Raw genomic sequence first — 17,368 nt, 5'->3', positions numbered from 1 at the left:
TAGCTTAATTGGAGATTAGGTTAAAACTATTGCCCTAATCTTTTAAGTTTCCGCCAGGTTTGTCAATCGCTTTTCTATGGACGACTTTTTCTATATTTTGAGCTTCTTGAGTGATATAGGCATGCTCATCTTTAATGTCATTTGGCCAATCTTTGCCCTGTTCTTGCACATTCCATTCAGGTAATGCGTCATCACTACTGTTTCTATAATCCGTCAGGCAAGCTTGCTCTAAAAGTTTATAGCTGATACTCGCGTCTTTGATTGCATGAAAACCAAACAAGCCTTTCACTTGAGTTTCAAAATTAGGCTGATAAATCATATAAAATTCTATTTTAGCCCCTGTGAGTATCGTATGATAAAGAAAATACCACACGCCAAAACTTCTGATGCTAGGTCTCCCTTTGACTCCTCCATCTCTATAAATATTGAGCGTGCTTTTAATCCCTCCATCCGCTTGAGAGCCACCGATTTTTTTAATTTCACCATCCACTACAATTAAATACACTCTAGCCACATTTTGCGTTAAAATACTTTTAGGCAAAGATTGATTGTTCTCATCTTTTAAATCTTTAAGATAGTTGAAATTTAACTTTGTGCTGTCTTTTACATATTCTACATCAGCGATTTTAAAGGCAGTTTTGACTTCACTGATATGCATTTTTACTCCTTGATAATCAATAATTCATGAGATTGTTTAACATGATTATTGTCGCCTCTTTCTAAACGATTTTTACCCATTCTGGTTTCGCCTTGTCCCATAGTGTATTGCCAAGATGGCTCTAAAATTTTAAAATCCTTATAAGCATTCCTTACGAATTCGCAGTCATTATAGCTTAAAATAAATGGTCCTTTATGCCTTTTTAACATGTGAGCTAATACTTCATGTTTAAAACCATTGTGGTGGATAGGAAAATTACGCATAGGATAAATCCCCTTAAACATTTTAGAATTTTCTAACACATAAGGAGGGTCAAGATAGAAAAAATCATTAGGATAAGCGAGCAAAACTTCTTCAAAACTAGAACATTCTACCTTTAAACTAGGGGCGTTAAAATCTTTAATCTTTAAAAGGGCGTTTAGATAGCGTTGTTTATCAGTATAAATTTTACTCATCCACCCTAAAAATCCCGGCCCATAGCTTAAATTAAAGTTAAAGTAATAATCTCTAGCCAAAATTAAAGGGTCTAAAACGCATTCTTTTTTATAATGGGCTTTTAACTCTTGTTTGATAGTGTTGTAAGTTTCTTGCGTAGGTTCTAAAGAGAGCAAATTATCATAAAGAACTTGTTTGTCTTTGAGCAACACTTGATAAAAATTCACTAAAATATCAAAAATATCAAAGCCTAATACTTCTAAACCTAATTCTGCTGTGCATGCAATTTCTACGCTTCCTCCACCTATAAAAGGGCTAATGATCCTACGCACATTATTAGGTATATATTCAACTATTAACCCTACAGCTAAAGACTTGCCCCCACCATATCTTAAAGGGGCTTTTATGTAGCGTTTGTAACGCCCATTACTAGAGCGTAAATTGTACAAAAAAACATCTTTTTTACTAGCGTTTTGGTTGAATAAATCCGCATGCATTCCAAAAAATTCTATTTATTTTTTCGCCCTTTTCCTCATGTTGGGGTCTAAAATCTTTTTCCTAATCCTTAAATTCAAAGGCGTAACTTCTAAAATCTCATCTTCTTCAATCCATTCTAACGCTCTTTCTAGCACCATAGTCCTAGGCGGGGTGAGTTTGATTGCATCATCGCTCCCGCTCGCTCTCATGTTGGTTAAATGTTTGGATTTGATGGGATTGACATCTAAATCATTATCCCGGCTGTGTTCGCCAATAACCATGCCCACATAAACCTTAGTTTGGGGGTTGATAAAAAGCACGCCTCTTTCTTGGATATTAAAAAGGGAAAAAGCGGTCGCTTCGCCATTTTCCATGCTAATTAAAGCCCCATTTTTGCGCGATTCCACGCTCCCGCTAAAAGGGCGGAATTCCAAAAAGCTATGATTCATCACGCCTTCGCCTTTAGTGTCCGTCAAAAACTCGCTCCTATAACCAATAAGCCCCCTTGCAGGAATTTCAAATTCCAACCTTGTATAGCCATCGCTCATGGGATTCATCGCTTTCATCTCGGCTTTTCTTTTGCCCAATCTCTCAATGATAGCCCCACTAAAATCTTGAGGCGTGTCAATCACTAAATGCTCAAAAGGCTCGCATTTAACGCCATTTTCTTCTTTAATGATGACTTCAGGGCGTGAAATGCTAAATTCAAACCCTTCACGGCGTAAATTTTCGGCTAAGATAGTGATTTGCAATTCCCCACGCCCGCTCACTTTAAACTTGCCTTCGCCCATTTCTTCGCATTTCATAGCGATATTGGTTTGCATTTCTTTCAAGAGCCTGTCTTTTAATTTATTGGCAGTAACATGCTTGCCTTCCAAACCGGCTAAAGGCGAATCATTGACAGCAAAATACACGCTCATCGTTGGCTCTTCTAAATGCATGGGATCTAAAGGCATGGGGTTATTGGGATCAACGACGCTATCGCCCACATCCATTGCATTAAACCCAGCGATCGCTACAATATCGCCCGCATAAGCGTTTTCAATCTCAGTCCTAGCCAGCCCTAAAAAACCTATGAGCTTAGTGATACGGCCATTTTCTTTACTCCCATCGCTTTTCATCAACAGCACGCTTTCATTCTTTTTAACCGAGCCATTAAACACCCTAGCGATACCGATTTTCCCCACATAATTATCATAATCAAGCGTAAAAATTTGCATTTGCAAAGGCTCATCCACGCTCCCGCTAGGGCTTGGCACATGCTCTAAAATCGTTTCAAACAAAGGCTCTAAATTTTTCTTTTCATCATCCAAACTTTTCATTGCATAGCCATCTCTAGCAGCAGCATACACTACAGGAAAATCCAATTGTTTATCGCTAGCCCCCATCGCTACAAACAAGTCAAAAACTTCATCCACCACTCTATCTGGTTCAGCGGCAGGCTTGTCAATTTTATTCACCACAACAATAGGGCAAATTCCAAAACTCAAAGCCTTTTTAACCACGAATTTAGTTTGAGGCATGACCCCTTCTTGAGCGTCCACTAAAAGCAACACCCCATCCACCATTTTTAAAACGCGCTCCACTTCGCCCCCAAAATCAGCATGCCCAGGAGTGTCAATGATATTGATTTTAGTGTCTTTATAATAAATAGCGGTGTTTTTAGAAAGAATAGTAATACCTCTTTCTCTTTCTAAGTCATTGCTATCCATCACCCTTTCATCCACTTTTTCCCTCTCACTAAATGTGCCAGATTGAGAAAGCAAGCCATCTACTAAAGTGGTTTTTCCATGATCAACATGCGCGATTACAGCGATATTTCTAATATTTTTCATAAATGTCCTAACAAGCAAAATTGATTTTAGAAGTATAACACAATATTATAATAGCCCCAAATGGCGGAATTTTTTGGCTAAATCCTGTTCTATAAAAGGGCTTTTATGGGCTTTTAAAAAATTTTCACTCTTGCAATTAGGCGGCATGAAATCGTCATTATCCCTATAAAAAAAGATAAAATAATTTTTCTTTAAATAGTAAGCTAAATGGATCAAAAACGAATCCCCCCCTATATACAAATCGCTTTCTAAAATGAGGTTTTTAACCTCCTCTAAACTGGTTTTAGTGCAATAGCGAGCGACTTCATCTTTTAAAAAAGCGTATCGTTCTTCAAAATCTAAAAGCGTAACAGAAAAGGGTTTTAAAAGTTTTAAGATGATTTGCAAATGCTCTAAAGAAATATTTCTATCATTTTCTCTTGTGAAAGGGTTGATTAAAATTTTTTGGGGGTTTTTTAAGCTCATCAAATATGAAGAGTTATCAAAAACATGCCCATAAATTTGTGAAAACAACTCCTGGCGGTTTTGATAAACATTTTTAATTTCTTTATTTGGAGTGGTTATGGAAACAAATTGGGATAAAAGAGCGCTTCTAAAATCTTGTTTTTCTAAAACCAAACGCTTGATTTGGTGCTTTTTAAGCGCTTTTAACAACCATAAAAAATCCTTCATCGCCCAAAAAACGCCTTGTTTTTTAAGATCATAAAAAGCAGGGACATTTTCAAAAACAGGAATGATTTCAAAATATTTTTCGCATTCTAAAAGTTTGGCGATTTTTAAAGTCAAATGAGTGCCTAGAATTTTAAGGGGTTGTTGCTGTTTGAAAGCGATTTCTTTTAAAAGGCTAAGCGTGATGAGATTATCCCCTAACGCCAAAAGACAAGCGATGTGCATGGTTTTTCCTGATGGTGAAATGTTTAGAGTCTTTTTTTTCTATCCCTAAATTTTTTAAATAAAATTTTTCATCAAAATTATCGTTAATAAATTGTGCAAATAAGGGCAAGCATTCTAAATCTTTTCTTAAAATTTTATGCGTTTTAAAAAGCGATTCAAAAATAAATTGCATTAAATCGCTGTTTAATAATTCTTTTAACGCATGGGCATTGATAGGGAAATTTTCTTTTAAAACAAACATGTTTGTGCTGTTTAAAAAAAGGCGTTGCTTGTTGTCATAAAAACAGACAAGCTTTGAAGAAATGAATTTATACACGATTTTTTCTTTAGCTTGATAAAGACTTAAGGGAGCGACTTGCTGGCAATTTTTTAAATCAGCGTCAATGAATTGGCTAGGGGCTTTTAATCTGTCTTTTAAAATATCTGAACCTCTAAAAATAGGAATGGTATTTTTTTCTTGTTTGGAGTGCAATCTTTCTTTATTGTTGCCCGTAACAATCCCTAAAGCAAAATGAGCGTTATTTTTTAAGGTGATATAGGGAATGGAAAAAAGGTGGTCTAAAATCTTATTTTCTTTGCTAGAGCAATGGATATTAAAAATCTTTTTAGGGTTGTTTAAAAAAGAAGAGGGCGAGCGTTTGAATGATTTATTTTGATAAACGCATGAGATTTTTTGATTTTTATTAGGGGTTTTTTTAAGCGCTAAACCCACAGCTTTAGTCATTAGAGATTTAAAGGGTTTGTTAAAATCAATCAGGCTTCTAATTTGAAACTTTAGAGCCATTTCTCGCATTTTTTTAAACACATCAATATTCAAACAACTTTCCGGTAATAATAGCCCTAAATGAGCGTTTTCTTTCAAACAATCCAAACTCGCCATAAAAAAGAGCGACGCGCTATCCAGGCTTTGAGAAAGGTTAAAACGCTGTTTGAAATTTTCTTTTTGGTTTTGATGGTATTTCTTACCCCATGGCGGGTTAGTGAAAATGCAATCAAATTGTGGGGTGTGTTTCAAACTCAAAAAATCTTTTTGCACAATATTAGGGCAATCTAAATCATAACGCTCTTTAATGCGCTTTTTAGTCAAAGCGACAGCAAAAGCGTCTGTATCATAGCCATAGATATTTTCAACCTTAAAACCCAGTTTTAAAGCATGCATGACGAAATTCCCGCTCCCCACAGCCGGATCGCAAAAAGCCGCTTGAGAGGTATCAAAATCTTTAGGGAGAGTGAATAGTTGCTCTATGATCTTATTAGGAGTGTAGTAAATGCCTTCTAAATTTCTGGTGGTATTAGAAAGCTCTTCTTCATAATAAGAACCCAAATTTTCCAAATCAGAGCTATTTTCTAATATTTCTAGGTATTTTAAAATCAATTCTTGGTGGTTATGCGTGCCTTTTAAGGATTTGTTAGCGTATTTGTTAAGCTTATTTTTTCCTAAATGATTATGACAAAAATCTAAAAAAGAGCTTGTTTTGACATAAATTTTACGATCAATCTCTAGTTTTTCTAAAAGATTGGTTTTGATCCAGTTATGCACGCTGCTATGAGAAACATTGATTAAGCGAGCGATTTCTTCAATAGTAAGAGCGTTTGAAGGCATTTGCCCGAAGAGAATACGATTTTTTGCATGGTTATCCTAATTAAAAATAATCTCAATCATACACTAATTTCAATAGAAAAGCGGGTGAAACAATTTTTAAGCCATTTTTGAATACAATAAGAGCATTTTATGATTAAGGTTAGAATAATGAGTTTGATTGTTACGCGCTTCGCTCCATCGCCCACTGGCTACCTCCACATAGGGGGCTTAAGAACAGCCATTTTTAATTATCTTTTTGCACGAGCTAATCAAGGGAAATTTTTTCTACGCATTGAAGACACGGATTTGAGTCGCAACTCCATAGAAGCGGCTAACGCCATTATAGAGGCTTTCAAATGGGTAGGGTTAGAATACGATGGAGAGATTCTCTACCAATCCAAACGCTTTGAAATCTATAAAGAATATATCCAAAAACTCTTAGATGAAGACAAAGCCTATTATTGCTATATGAGTAAAGATGAGTTGGACGCTCTAAGAGAAGAGCAAAAAGCTAGGAAAGAAACCCCACGCTATGATAATCGTTATCGTGATTTTAAAGGCACGCCCCCTAAAGGCATAGAGCCTGTCGTAAGGATTAAAATCCCGCAAAATGAGATTATCTGTTTTAATGATAGGGTTAAGGGCGAAGTAAGGGTGAATACTAGCGAACTGGACGATTTTATCATCGCACGAAGTGATGGCACGCCCACTTATAACTTTGTGGTTACCATTGATGACGCTTTAATGGGGATTACTGATGTGATTAGAGGCGATGATCACCTTTCTAACACCCCTAAACAAATCGCGCTTTATAAGGCTTTAAATTTTAAAATCCCTAATTTTTTCCATGTGCCAATGATTTTAAATGAAGAAGGGCAAAAATTAAGCAAACGCCATGGGGCCACTAATGTGATGGATTATCAAGAAATGGGCTATCTCAAAGAGGCTTTAATCAATTTTTTAGCGCGTTTGGGGTGGAGCTATAAGGATAAAGAGATTTTTAGCATGCAAGAATTATTGGAGTTGTTTGACCCTAAAGATTTAAATTCTTCGCCCAGTTGCTTTAGCTGGCACAAGCTCAATTGGCTCAACGCCCATTATTTGAAAACCCAAAGCGCGCAAGAATTGTTAAAACTTTTAAAACCTTTTAATTTTAGCGATCTTTCGCATTTAAACCCCACTCAATTGGATCGCTTGTTGGACGCTCTCAAAGAAAGATCTCAAACCTTAAAAGAATTAGCCCTTAAAATAGATGAGGTTTTAATCGCCCCTATGGAGTATGAAGAAAAGGTTTTGAAAAAACTTGATCAAGTGCTCGTTACGCCCTTGTTAGAAAAATTCAAACTAGAATTGAATCAAGCTGATTTCAATGATGAAAACGCTTTAGAAAACGCTATTCACAAGATTATTGAAGAAGAAAAGATTAAAGCGAGTAGTTTTATGCAGCCCTTAAGATTAGCCCTTTTGGGTAAAGGGGGCGGGATAGGCCTTAAAGAAGCGCTTTTTATTTTAGGCCAAACAGAGAGCGTTAAAAGGATAGAGAAGTTTTTGAAAGGCTAAAAGATTAATTCTCTTTTCATTAAGCGTCAATCATAAAAAGTTTGATTTGAATTGAGCGACAACTTTTAGCGTTAAGTTACCCGTATTTTAATGAGAACAAAGTCTTTTAATTAGAAAATTCAAGCGGTTATCATAAAGTAACCCCCTAAAACTCTAGCGTTACTTTTAATGCTAAAACGGGTGCATGGAGTTTGTTTTTTTGAAAAATAAGAGGGTTTTAAGAGAACATTAAAAAAGATTTTATCTAAAATTTTTTGTTTTGATTAAAATCAAGCTTAAAAGTTGGGTTTAGGCAGTCTTTTGGCAAAGTGATCGTTTGAGGAACAACCTCATAATGACAATAATTTCTATCTTCAAAGAGAGGTTTTATCCATAAGCGGTTTGAAAAAGGCAGACTTTCTTGATTAGGATCAATAACGCCGTTGTTTAAAAAAAGAAAAGTTTGCGCGAGTTTGGTTATTTCGTTTAAATCATGACTGACCAATAACACGCTTAAATTTTCACGCTTGATAAAATCAAGCAAACCTTCTTGCACTTCGTTTTTTAAGGCGTTATCTAAGGCGTTTAAAGGCTCATCTAAAAGCAATAAATTCTTAGCTGCGATTAAAGCCCTTGCTAAAGCGACTCGTTGGGCTTGCCCGCCAGAGAGTTGGGAAATTTTTTGCTGGCTTAGATTTTCTAAACGCATTAAGTGCAACACTTCATGGATTTTATTTGTATCTTTAGGATAAGCAAAGGCGATGTTTTGATACACATTCAAATGCGGGAATAGGGCGTAATCTTGAAACACAAAGCCGATTTTTCGTTGTTGTGGTTTTAAAAAAATCTTTTTTTGAGTGTCTAGCCATACCGAATGATTGACTTCAATATAGCCATTGCTCACTGCTTCAAGCCCTGCTAAAATGCGTAAAATCGTGCTTTTACCCGCTCCAGATTCTCCTAATAAAGCGGCAATTTCTGGTCCTTTGATTTCTAAGTCTATATCCAGATCAAACGCGCCCCTAGATCCTAAAAGGCGTTTTTTAAACCGCGCTTTTATCATAAAAACGAGCTTTGTTTTTTATTCAAAAATAGGGTAACAAATAAGAGGCTAAAACTGATGAGCGTGAGCGTTAAGGCGTATTGATGGGCTTTAGGATAATTGAGCGCTTCCGTTTCATTAAAAATCGCAATGCTAGCCACTCGTGTTTCGCCTAGTATATCGCCCCCAAGCATCATCACCACGCCAAATTCGCCTATAGTGTGCGTAAAGGTTGTAATGATGGCCATTAACAGACTGGGTTTAATGTTAGGGAGTAGGACAAAAAAAAGAGTGTAATATTCCCCTTTACCCAAGCTATAACTGGCTTCTTTTAAAGAAGCAGGCAAGGCAATCAGCGCGCTTTTAATAGGGCTTACCATAAAAGGTAAGGAAAAGATCACACTCCCTAAAACAAGCCCTTGAAAGCTAAAAACAAGTTTCACGCTGAAAACATCTTGTAAAAACGCTCCCAAAAAAGAAGAAGGCGAAAAAATTAAAAGAAGATAAAACCCTAGCACGCTTGGGGGTAAAACTAAAGGCATATACACAAGCGTTTCTGTGAAGCTCGTTAAAAGATTGCGTTTAAGGCTCAAAAAATAGCCTAAAAAAATCCCTATAGGGAGTAAAATAAGAGTGGTAATGAAAGCTAAAGAAAAGCTCAAACGCATGGTGATCAAAAACTCACTATCCATTGTTTGTCTTTCTTTTTTGCACTTTAATCCACGATATAGCCGTATTCTTTAAAGATAGCTCTGGCTTTAGGGCTGAATAAAAAATCTTTAAAAACTTTGGCTAAAGGGTTATTAGCCCCATTTTTAGTGATGATCAAGGCTTGCTCAATGGGGTGATAAAGGGTTTTATCAATGATGAAATAAGAAAGGTTTTTATCTTTTTTATCCATCAAGGATAACGCTCCAAAGCCTATTTGAGCGTTTTTAGTAGCGACAAATTGATGGGCTTGAGAAACAGAAGCGCCATAAATGATTTTAGATTTAAGGCTAGAAGTGAGTTTTAAACGATCTAAGACTTCCATGCTGGCTTTTCCATAAGGGGCTAATTTAGGATTAGCCATAGCGATACGCTTAATTTTAGGGTCTTTAAGGATCTCTAAAGAATCCATTTTTAGATTTTCACTCCATAAAACCAACACGCCTTTAGCATAAACTTCTTCTTTAAAGGGGGTTATTTTTTCTTCATAAAGCTTTTTAGGTCTGGCAACATCTGCTGAAATGAATAAATCAAAAGGGGCGTTTTGGGTGATTTGAGCGTAGAGTTTGCCTGAAGAATTAAAGCTAATGCTAATAGCGTCTTTGGGGTGTTCTTTTTGAAATTCTTTAACAAGGGCTTTTAAAGCACGCGTAAGATTGGCAGCGGCAGCGATTTTTAAATCCTGTGCCAATAGAGCGTTTGAGAAAAATACGGTTAAAAAGATAAACGCTTTGAAAGTATTTTTCATCAAACTCCCTTTGATTAAATGATTGAAGTTGGTGATTATACCTAATTTGTATCTTAAAAGTTTGAGATCGTTTGTGGGTGTGTGCCGCTTATCCATGATTTAACCAACATTTTCGCTCTCAAATTTTCATCTTTTGTGAAACCGCCCCTTTCTAAAGCAAAGGGCTTCCTAACTAAAGCGTCCCAACGGACACTAACACGAAAGGCTTTGTTTTTTAAAGTCTGCATGGACATTTCCTGCCCCAAAAAGACTAGAGGTATTTTGCTATCTTTTAGCTTAAATATAGCCTAACAGCACAGCTATACACTTACTGCACCCTAAAGGACAGAGTTTTTCGTGCTGTTGGGATAAAAAATTAAATCTTTTAGAAAAATAACCGATTTTAGGGTGTAACTTTAATTCAACAAGAAGGATTTATTATGATTAAAAAAATTGCTTGTATTTTAAGCTTGAGCACGAGCTTAGCGATGGCTGGCGAAGTGAATGGGTTTTTTATGGGTGCGGGTTATCAACAAGGTCGCTATGGTCCTTATAACAGCAATTACTCTGATTGGCGTCATGGTAATGACCTTTATGGTTTAAACTTTAAATTAGGTTTTGTAGGTTTTGCCAATAAATGGTTTGGGGCGAGGGTGTATGGCTTTTTAGATTGGTTTAACACTTCAGGGACTGAACACACCAAAACCAATTTGCTCACTTATGGTGGCGGTGGCGATTTGATTGTCAATCTCATTCCTTTGGATAAATTCGCGCTAGGTCTCATTGGTGGCGTTCAATTAGCCGGGAACACTTGGATGTTCCCCTATGATGTCAATCAAACCAGATTCCAGTTCTTATGGAATTTAGGTGGGAGAATGCGCGTTGGGGATCGCAGCGCGTTTGAAGCGGGCGTGAAATTCCCTATGGTTAATCAAGGCAGTAAAGATGTAGGGCTTATCCGCTACTATTCTTGGTATGTGGATTATGTTTTCACTTTCTAATCCATTCTTTCATTCGCTCTTCTTCATCCAATCAAACCCTAGCCAACTCTTAAAGGTTGGGGTTTTAAAAAAATCTTTTTTCATCAATAGAAAGTTTGCCTTAGTGCAGTATAATCTCAATATTTAAATTTTTATTTTCTAATATAATGTTTGCGTTTGGTGGCGTTTAAAGGTGGGTTTAGTAAGATTTAAATAATAATTATTTATATGTTTGATTAGATATTATTTAATTTAATAGTGTTATTTAATGGATCAATTTATTAAGATAGTTTTACTTTTATTTCTTTAGGACAAATAGATTCTACCCGGGGAAAGGTTTTTATGGAAAATAGCACACTTTATATTGTTATTGCTGGTTTGTGGCTTGCTGTAGGCTTTGGAATCTTTTTAAAGAAATTAGACATGCCTGTCATTATTGGTTACATTTGCACAGGAACGGTTTTAGCGGCTTTTTTCAAAATCAATGATTTTAATTTGTTGTCTGATATTGGCGAATTTGGTATCGTTTTTTTAATGTTTATGATAGGCATTGAATTTAATTTTGACAAACTCAAATCCATCAAACAAGAGGTGCTGGTTTTTGGGCTTTTACAGGTCATTTTATGCGTTTTAATCGCTTTTTTAGTGGGGTATTTTGTTCTGGGTCTTTCGCCTATTTTTTCCCTTGTTTTAGGCATGGGGCTTTCGCTCTCTTCAACCGCCATTGTGCTGAAATTCTTTGAAGATTCCAAACAGCTTAGCACGCCTATGGGAAAGAGCGCGGTGGGGATTTTAATCTTTCAAGATATTGCAGCCATTCCCATGCTTTTAATTTTGACGATTCTAGGCAGTAAGGATTCTGATGTTAGTTTCCTTATCCTAAAAACCCTGATTTCAGCAGGAATTATTTTAGTTCTTTTACTACTACCTGGAAAAAAAGGGGCTAATCTCATCTTAGAACAAGCAAAAGACACGCGCTTGCCTGAGATTTTTATAGGCACGATTTTAGTGATTGTTTGCAGCGCAGCCGGGCTAAGCCATTTTTTTGGGTTTTCTATGTCTTTAGGAGCGTTCATTGTAGGCATGGCGATTTCTAAATCGCGCTATAAAATCAATGTTCAAGAAGAATTCGCGCAATTAAAAAACCTCTTTTTAGCCCTTTTTTTTATTACGATAGGGATGCAGATTAACATTAGTTTCTTTGTAGAGAAGTTCTTTGTGGTCATTTTTTTACTCATTTTAGTGATGGGTTTTAAAACTTTCATTATTTATGCGCTTTTGCGTTTTTTTAGAGACTCTAAAACTGCCATAAAAACCGCCCTTTCTTTAGCACAAATTGGGGAGTTTTCTTTTGTGATCTTTTTAAATTCAGGCTCTCACCAACTCTTTAATTTGCAAGAAAAAAAAGGGATTCTTGGTTTTTTGCACCAAAAAAATATCTTAAATATCGCTCAAAATGACATCCACCAACTCCTCATTCTTATGGTTGTCTTTTCTATGTTAGCAACCCCTTTTATTTTAAAATACCTAGATTCCATCGCTCAATTTATTTTGCACCAAAAGAGCCAAGAAAATGAGCCGGTTAAAAAATAATTGCACAAAAACCAAATGGTAAGTTTGCTTGTATTGTCAGTGTTATGTTAAAATACAAGCCTATTAACTATACTAACAAAGGGGGCTTTTATGAAAGAGCAAGAATGGGATTTGAGCGCTTTATTTGAAAACAAAGAAAGTGCAGAAGAATTTTTAAAAACCTTACAAACAGAAGCACAAGAATTTGAGAGCGCTCATCAAAACAACCTTAAAACCTTAGATGCTACAGGATTTGCCAACACGCTTAAACATTATGAAAACTTGTTAGAAAAAATCTCTAAAGCGATGACTTACGCTCAATTACTCTTTGCTAAAAATTCCAAAGAAGCGAAGTTTTATTCGCAATGCGAAATGGCTTGCACGAATATCCAACAGCATCTTTTATTCTTTGAAATTGAATTTAAGAATTTGGACTCTAAAAAACAGCTCGCTTTCATCAAAAAGTGCAAAGATCATGCTTTTTATTTGAACAATCTTATTGAAAAGAAAAAACACACCCTAAATTTAGATGAAGAGAAGATCGCCCTAGCCCTTTCACCTGTGGGAGTGGGCGCGTTTAGCCGTCTTTTTGATGAGCATTTTTCTTCTTTAAAAATCCCTTTTGAAGATCAAGTTTTGAGCGAAGAAGAGGTTTTAGCCCTCTTGCACAACCCTAAACGCAAGATCCGTAAAAAATCGCAAAAAGCTTTCAGCAAGGTGTTAGAAAAATCCCGCCCTTTGCTCACTTATATTTTAAACATGGTGCGTAAGGATTTGCTCATTGGGACCAAACTGAGAAAATACGACAAAAAAGAAAGTTTCCGCCACATTGACAACCAGATCTCGCAAGAGAGTGTGGATAGCATGATAGAGATTGTGAACGCTCATTTTTCTCTAGTGCATCGTTACTACCACAAAAAAGCGCAAATTTTAGGGCATAAGCTCAAAGATTACGACCGCTACGCCCCCCTAAACGCTGAAAGTATCACCATGACTTATTCTCAAGCTTTAGAAGAAGTGCTCAAAGCCCTTAAAGCCTTTAGCCCAGAATTTCATAAAATCGCTTCTAAAGCGATCAAAGAGGGGTGGGTGGATTCACACCCTAAAGAGTTTAAACAAGGCGGTGCTTTTAGCCATGGTGCAGTCCCTAGCGCTCACCCTTATGTGCTATTAAACTACACGGGAAACCGCCGAGACGCTTTCACGATCGCTCATGAATTCGGGCATATGATCCACCAAGAATTGTCTAAAAAACAAGGCGTATTAAACATGGATACCCCCTTAACCACCGCAGAAACCGCTTCTGTCTTTTCTGAAATGCTGCTTTTTGAACATTTGAAAAAGAATTTAAAACCAGATGAACTCCTTTTCATGCTTGCAGGCAAGTTAGAAGATATTTTTTCTACGCTTTTTAGGCAAGTGGTGATGACTAATTTTGAAAGAAGAATCCATGAGATTGATGAAGAGTTAGACACCAAAGATTTTGATAAAATCTGGTTTGAAGAAAACCAAAGAATGTTTGAAAAGAGCGTGAAACTCACTAAAAACTACCATTTGTGGTGGAGCTATATCCCCCATTTTATCCATTCGCCTTTTTATTGCTACGCTTATAGTTACGGGCAGCTTTTAACTTTAGCGCTTTATGGGCTTTATAAGAAAAGCGATGCTAAAAGTTTTGTTAAAACCTACACGGAATTTTTAAGTTTAGGAGGGTCAAAAAGCCCTAGGGAATTGGTGTTGATGTTTGGTTTTGACATTGATAGCAAAGAATTTTGGGAAATTGGCATGCAAGAGGTGCGCCATTTGTTAGAAGAATTTGAAAGGCTGCTCGCATGCAAAGAGAATTAAGGCTTTTAAACAACAAACATTGCATGGAATACTTGCAATTTTTGTCTAAACACCATTTGAGTTTTAACCTTTTGTGTGAAAGAGATGCGATTGATTTTTCCCCCAAGCTCCCTGAAGAAATCCAAGAAAAATTCGGTCCCTTGGTGCTGTTTGTTTTAGCCGGATACACTTTAGAAAGCTTGATGATTGACACACAAAGCGTGCAATTTGAAGCTGGGTTTGGCCCTAATAATATCGGTAGCGTGGTTCAAGTAAAGTTTCCTGGCGTCATTCAAATCCTCATCAAAGAAAAAAATGAAAACATCGTTTTATTCAATCGTTGCGATTCGTGTGAAGTGTTTCAAAAAGAAGAACCACCCTTTCAAGAGCCAAAGAAAGACGAAATAGAGTCTAAAGAATGGTTAGATTCTAAAAAGGCTCTGTTTTCTAACTCCAAAAATCGTGCGATTTTAGAAAATTTACACAAAAGCTAAAGGAAAAATTGATGAGCGTTTTGAAATTGCATTTAAAAGTCTTTCGTTTTGAAGCCAAAAAAGATTACAACCCTGCTTATGAGTCCTATTTTTTAGAATACCAAGAAGATCAATACCTTTTAGATCTTTTAAAACAACTCAAAGGCGTGAGCTATAATGAAAACATCGCGCTTAAGATCAACCAAATTGCAGTGTTTGAAGACGCTAAAGTGAGCGATTTGGTGGCGTTTTTTTCTAAAGAGTGGGTGCTAGAGCCATTATCCAAACGATACGCTTTAAAAGATTTGACGATTGATGAAAAGGAAGTTTTAAAAAACTATGAAGATTTTTTCAAGCAAGTCCCCTACATCACGAAAGGCGAAAAAGAAGAATTAGAAAAATTCATTCAAATCAATTTCATCAACCCCCAAACCAACCCCAAGTATTTAGGCGATGGCTTTTTCTTGTATGTTAAATGGCTGATGAAACGCTACCCCACAGAGCGGAACCGATTGTTAGAAATGATTTCTAAGCCTGAAAGCGGTGTGATGAATTTTTTAAGCGTGGCGCGTTATCTCTATAAAAACGATGATAATATTGACCATGAGATCTATGAATTGCAAGAAATGCTCACCAATTCCACAATCAAGCCATGGAAGGATTTTGCTAAAAATCTTTTAAGCCTTTTTCAATACAACCCTAACCCTCCTAAAACGCCTAACCCCCCCAAAACTTGCACGCTCTTTAACGCTTATGCGAAGCATTTAAACGCGCAACCTCTTTTAAAAAGCACTAAGCTCTATTTAGAAAAAATGGGGCAAAAAACCATTGATCTGCCTTTTTGTTATGATGGGGGCTATTATGGGAAGATTATCAGCACGCATGATTTTCTCACGGCTTGTGCGTACAATCTGGCTTTAGCTAAAGCCAATGGCGTTTCGCTCATTTTTTGCGAAGAAGATGCGTATTTGAATATCTTGCATGCTAAAGAAATTTTAGACAACAACCCTGAAATCATCAACTCTGTCAATGAAAAATTGAAAAAATACCAGCTCGTTTATGAAAAAGGCGTTGAGGTCGTCTATCTTAATGAGTGGGTTAATGCATTTTTGGCATGGGAATTGAAAAGCCCTTTTGATGCGTTTTTAGGGGCTGAATTTTCTCGCATTAAAAAAAGCGATCATTTTTTCAATAAAATCCATTTAAAAAGCCCTAATTTTTTAGAATCCTTTCAAAATTACGCCCCTCTTTTAGAATCCAATGAAACAAGCGGCTTATTCCAATGCGCGCATTTACGCTATTTAGGGATTGATTTAGGGGCGGATTTTTTAATTACGCATTCTTTAGGGCTTTTTCACGCTTTTGAAAATTTGAGCCTTAAAGCTTCAAAAATTTACAAAAGAGATAATGACAACACCCCTACCTTATTTTTACCCCAAATCGCGCTAATGGCTATGGGAGAAAAAAACAAGCAAGCCCTAGGGCTTGAAGAGCATTATCATCAAATTACTTTCATTTAAAATGAACGCTTTTTTAAAACTCGCGCTCGCTTCTTTGATGGGCGGGCTTTGGTATGCTTTCAATGGCGAAGGCTCTGAAATGATCGCTTTAGGGATCTTTATCTTAATTTTATTTGTCTTTTTTATCCGCCCTGTGAGTTTCCAAGACCCAGAAAAACGAGAAGAATACATAGAACGGCTTAAAAAAAACCATGAAAGGAAAATGATCTTACAAGACAAGCAAAAAGAAGAGCAAATGCGTCTTTATCAAGCCAAAAAAGAGCGAGAGAGCAAGCAAAAACAAGACCTTAAAGAACAAATGAAAAAATACTCATAAAGGAAAAACATGGAAATCATTTTATTAATTGTCGCAGCGATTGTGTTATTTTATTTTTACAACACCCTCAAAGAATATTTGAAAAACCCCTTAAACCCTAAGGCCAAAACCGAAGAATACGAATTGAAAGATGACCCCTATTTGTTAGTGCAATCCAGCCCCCTAGACAAATTCAAGCAAACCCAAGTTGGCGCGTATATGCGACTTTTAAAGTTTTTAGACATTCAAAAAAACGCTTTGGATAACGCCTTAAGAACGCTTTTTATCAATGAATTAGAGCGATCTTTAAACACCGAGCAACAAAATTTAGCTAAAGAGCTTCTTAATGAGCCTGTGGATAAAAAAGAAAATTTTGAATCCTTATGCCAAGAAATCGCTGATCACACGCATGGGGAATACACCAAACGCCTAAAATTAGTGGAATTTTTGATGTTACTAGCCTATGCTGATGGGATATTAGATAGCAAAGAAAAAGAATTGTTTTTAGATGTGGGGGCGTTTTTGCAGATAGACAATCACGATTTTAACGAGCTTTATGACAATTTTGAACGCTTCAATTCAATAGAAATCCCCATGTCTTTAGAAGATGCACAAAATCTTTTTGAAATCCAAACTACCACCACCGCACAAGTATTAGAGAAAAAAGCCTTGGATTTGAGCGCTCTCTATTACCACAAAATGAATGACAACAAACGCTACAACGAGCAAGAATTTGTCTCTTTGAGAAAAATCGCTCTCGCTTCTCAACTTTTAGAAAATAATTTAAAAGACTCATAAGGGGTA

The 17,368-nt window shown here is 36.4% G+C and carries 16 protein-coding genes; 8 read left to right on the top strand and 8 right to left on the bottom strand.

The window, feature by feature from the left end:
* Positions 1–34 precede the first annotated feature (34 nt).
* Genes AA977_RS02240 through AA977_RS02220 form a run of 5 tightly spaced genes read right to left on the bottom strand, consistent with a single transcriptional unit; the run spans position 35 to position 5,902 of the window.
* On the bottom strand, positions 35–658 hold the full coding sequence (locus tag AA977_RS02240; RefSeq protein ID WP_064434420.1) for a GIY-YIG nuclease family protein: 624 nt from the start codon (positions 656–658) through the stop codon (positions 35–37).
* A 2-nt stretch (positions 659–660) separates the two neighbouring features.
* Positions 661–1,590, bottom strand: coding sequence for a DNA adenine methylase (locus AA977_RS02235; protein ID WP_064434419.1), 930 nt, complete (start codon positions 1,588–1,590; stop codon positions 661–663).
* 15 nt (positions 1,591–1,605) lie between these two features.
* Positions 1,606–3,405 (bottom strand): translational GTPase TypA, encoded by a 1,800-nt coding sequence (typA, locus tag AA977_RS02230; RefSeq protein WP_020972133.1) that lies wholly within the window; start codon positions 3,403–3,405, stop codon positions 1,606–1,608.
* A gap of 45 nt (positions 3,406–3,450) precedes the next feature.
* Positions 3,451–4,299: a glycosyltransferase family 9 protein gene (locus tag AA977_RS02225; protein ID WP_064434418.1), complete on the bottom strand. Its 849-nt coding sequence runs from the start codon at positions 4,297–4,299 to the stop codon at positions 3,451–3,453.
* Positions 4,265–5,902 (bottom strand): class I SAM-dependent methyltransferase, encoded by a 1,638-nt coding sequence (locus tag AA977_RS02220; protein ID WP_064434417.1) that lies wholly within the window; start codon positions 5,900–5,902, stop codon positions 4,265–4,267. The genes AA977_RS02225 and AA977_RS02220 overlap by 35 nt, the downstream gene beginning before the upstream one ends.
* Positions 5,903–6,049: 147 nt before the next feature.
* Between AA977_RS02220 and gltX the strand changes: the two genes are divergently transcribed.
* Entirely contained in the window at positions 6,050–7,441 is a 1,392-nt protein-coding gene (gene gltX / locus AA977_RS02215; RefSeq protein ID WP_064434416.1) for a glutamate--tRNA ligase, read from the top strand.
* A gap of 244 nt (positions 7,442–7,685) precedes the next feature.
* On the opposite strand, the gene AA977_RS02210 is transcribed toward gltX, so the two are convergent.
* The 3 genes from AA977_RS02210 to modA are packed head-to-tail and all read right to left on the bottom strand — an operon-like array spanning position 7,686 to position 9,918.
* Positions 7,686–8,483, bottom strand: a complete 798-nt coding sequence (locus AA977_RS02210) for an ATP-binding cassette domain-containing protein (RefSeq protein WP_064434415.1) — start codon at positions 8,481–8,483, stop codon at positions 7,686–7,688.
* Entirely contained in the window at positions 8,480–9,154 is a 675-nt protein-coding gene (gene modB, locus AA977_RS02205) for a molybdate ABC transporter permease subunit (protein WP_064434414.1), read from the bottom strand. Before modB ends, AA977_RS02210 begins: the two co-directional genes overlap by 4 nt.
* A 23-nt stretch (positions 9,155–9,177) precedes the next feature.
* Positions 9,178–9,918, bottom strand: a complete 741-nt coding sequence (gene modA, locus AA977_RS02200) for a molybdate ABC transporter substrate-binding protein (RefSeq protein WP_064434413.1) — start codon at positions 9,916–9,918, stop codon at positions 9,178–9,180.
* A gap of 419 nt (positions 9,919–10,337) precedes the next feature.
* On the opposite strand from modA, the gene AA977_RS02190 reads away from it, so the two are divergent.
* The 7 genes from AA977_RS02190 to AA977_RS02160 all read left to right on the top strand — a co-directional run bounded on the left by AA977_RS02190 (position 10,338) and on the right by AA977_RS02160 (position 17,362).
* Positions 10,338–10,898 (top strand): outer membrane beta-barrel protein, encoded by a 561-nt coding sequence (locus AA977_RS02190; RefSeq protein WP_021436323.1) that lies wholly within the window; start codon positions 10,338–10,340, stop codon positions 10,896–10,898.
* 321 nt (positions 10,899–11,219) lie between these two features.
* Entirely contained in the window at positions 11,220–12,470 is a 1,251-nt protein-coding gene (locus AA977_RS02185; protein WP_064434411.1) for a cation:proton antiporter, read from the top strand.
* Between the two features lie 90 nt (positions 12,471–12,560).
* Entirely contained in the window at positions 12,561–14,297 is a 1,737-nt protein-coding gene (locus tag AA977_RS02180) for a M3 family oligoendopeptidase (RefSeq protein ID WP_064434410.1), read from the top strand.
* The gene (locus AA977_RS02175) at positions 14,282–14,770 is read left to right on the top strand and encodes a hypothetical protein (protein WP_064434409.1); all 489 of its coding nucleotides are present in this window, start codon (positions 14,282–14,284) and stop codon (positions 14,768–14,770) included. Before AA977_RS02180 ends, AA977_RS02175 begins: the two co-directional genes overlap by 16 nt.
* Before the next feature lie 11 nt (positions 14,771–14,781).
* Positions 14,782–16,269: a DUF5644 domain-containing protein gene (locus AA977_RS02170; RefSeq protein WP_064434408.1), complete on the top strand. Its 1,488-nt coding sequence runs from the start codon at positions 14,782–14,784 to the stop codon at positions 16,267–16,269.
* 1 nt (position 16,270) lies between these two features.
* Positions 16,271–16,585 carry a hypothetical protein gene (locus AA977_RS02165; protein WP_014534757.1) on the top strand — a complete coding sequence of 105 codons (315 nt, stop codon included), beginning with the start codon at positions 16,271–16,273 and terminating at the stop codon, positions 16,583–16,585.
* Positions 16,586–16,594: 9 nt separating this feature from the next.
* Positions 16,595–17,362, top strand: coding sequence for a TerB family tellurite resistance protein (locus tag AA977_RS02160; RefSeq protein WP_064434407.1), 768 nt, complete (start codon positions 16,595–16,597; stop codon positions 17,360–17,362).
* Positions 17,363–17,368 lie beyond the last annotated feature (6 nt).

The organism is Helicobacter pylori (genome assembly GCF_001653455.1).
GTDB classification, from domain to species: Bacteria; Campylobacterota; Campylobacteria; order Campylobacterales; family Helicobacteraceae; genus Helicobacter; species Helicobacter pylori_A.
The sequence above is the reverse complement of the archived record's forward strand: the minus strand, read 5'-3'. Positions and strand labels throughout refer to the sequence as shown.

Excerpts from the sequence above, each read along its gene's own strand:
- gltX (WP_064434416.1), top strand. The coding sequence starts at position 6,050 with ATGAGTTTGATTGTTACGCGCTTCGCTCCATCGCCCACTGGCTACCTC.
- AA977_RS02210 (WP_064434415.1), bottom strand. The coding sequence starts at position 8,483 with ATGATAAAAGCGCGGTTTAAAAAACGCCTTTTAGGATCTAGGGGCGCG.
- AA977_RS02175 (WP_064434409.1), top strand. The coding sequence starts at position 14,282 with ATGCAAAGAGAATTAAGGCTTTTAAACAACAAACATTGCATGGAATAC.
- modB (WP_064434414.1), bottom strand. The coding sequence starts at position 9,154 with ATGGATAGTGAGTTTTTGATCACCATGCGTTTGAGCTTTTCTTTAGCT.
- AA977_RS02225 (WP_064434418.1), bottom strand. The coding sequence starts at position 4,299 with ATGCACATCGCTTGTCTTTTGGCGTTAGGGGATAATCTCATCACGCTT.
- AA977_RS02190 (WP_021436323.1), top strand. The coding sequence starts at position 10,338 with ATGATTAAAAAAATTGCTTGTATTTTAAGCTTGAGCACGAGCTTAGCG.
- AA977_RS02180 (WP_064434410.1), top strand. The coding sequence starts at position 12,561 with ATGAAAGAGCAAGAATGGGATTTGAGCGCTTTATTTGAAAACAAAGAA.
- typA (WP_020972133.1), bottom strand. The coding sequence starts at position 3,405 with ATGAAAAATATTAGAAATATCGCTGTAATCGCGCATGTTGATCATGGA.
- AA977_RS02170 (WP_064434408.1), top strand. The coding sequence starts at position 14,782 with ATGAGCGTTTTGAAATTGCATTTAAAAGTCTTTCGTTTTGAAGCCAAA.
- AA977_RS02240 (WP_064434420.1), bottom strand. The coding sequence starts at position 658 with ATGCATATCAGTGAAGTCAAAACTGCCTTTAAAATCGCTGATGTAGAA.
- AA977_RS02165 (WP_014534757.1), top strand. The coding sequence starts at position 16,271 with ATGAACGCTTTTTTAAAACTCGCGCTCGCTTCTTTGATGGGCGGGCTT.
- AA977_RS02235 (WP_064434419.1), bottom strand. The coding sequence starts at position 1,590 with ATGCATGCGGATTTATTCAACCAAAACGCTAGTAAAAAAGATGTTTTT.
- AA977_RS02160 (WP_064434407.1), top strand. The coding sequence starts at position 16,595 with ATGGAAATCATTTTATTAATTGTCGCAGCGATTGTGTTATTTTATTTT.
- modA (WP_064434413.1), bottom strand. The coding sequence starts at position 9,918 with ATGAAAAATACTTTCAAAGCGTTTATCTTTTTAACCGTATTTTTCTCA.
- AA977_RS02220 (WP_064434417.1), bottom strand. The coding sequence starts at position 5,902 with ATGCCTTCAAACGCTCTTACTATTGAAGAAATCGCTCGCTTAATCAAT.
- AA977_RS02185 (WP_064434411.1), top strand. The coding sequence starts at position 11,220 with ATGGAAAATAGCACACTTTATATTGTTATTGCTGGTTTGTGGCTTGCT.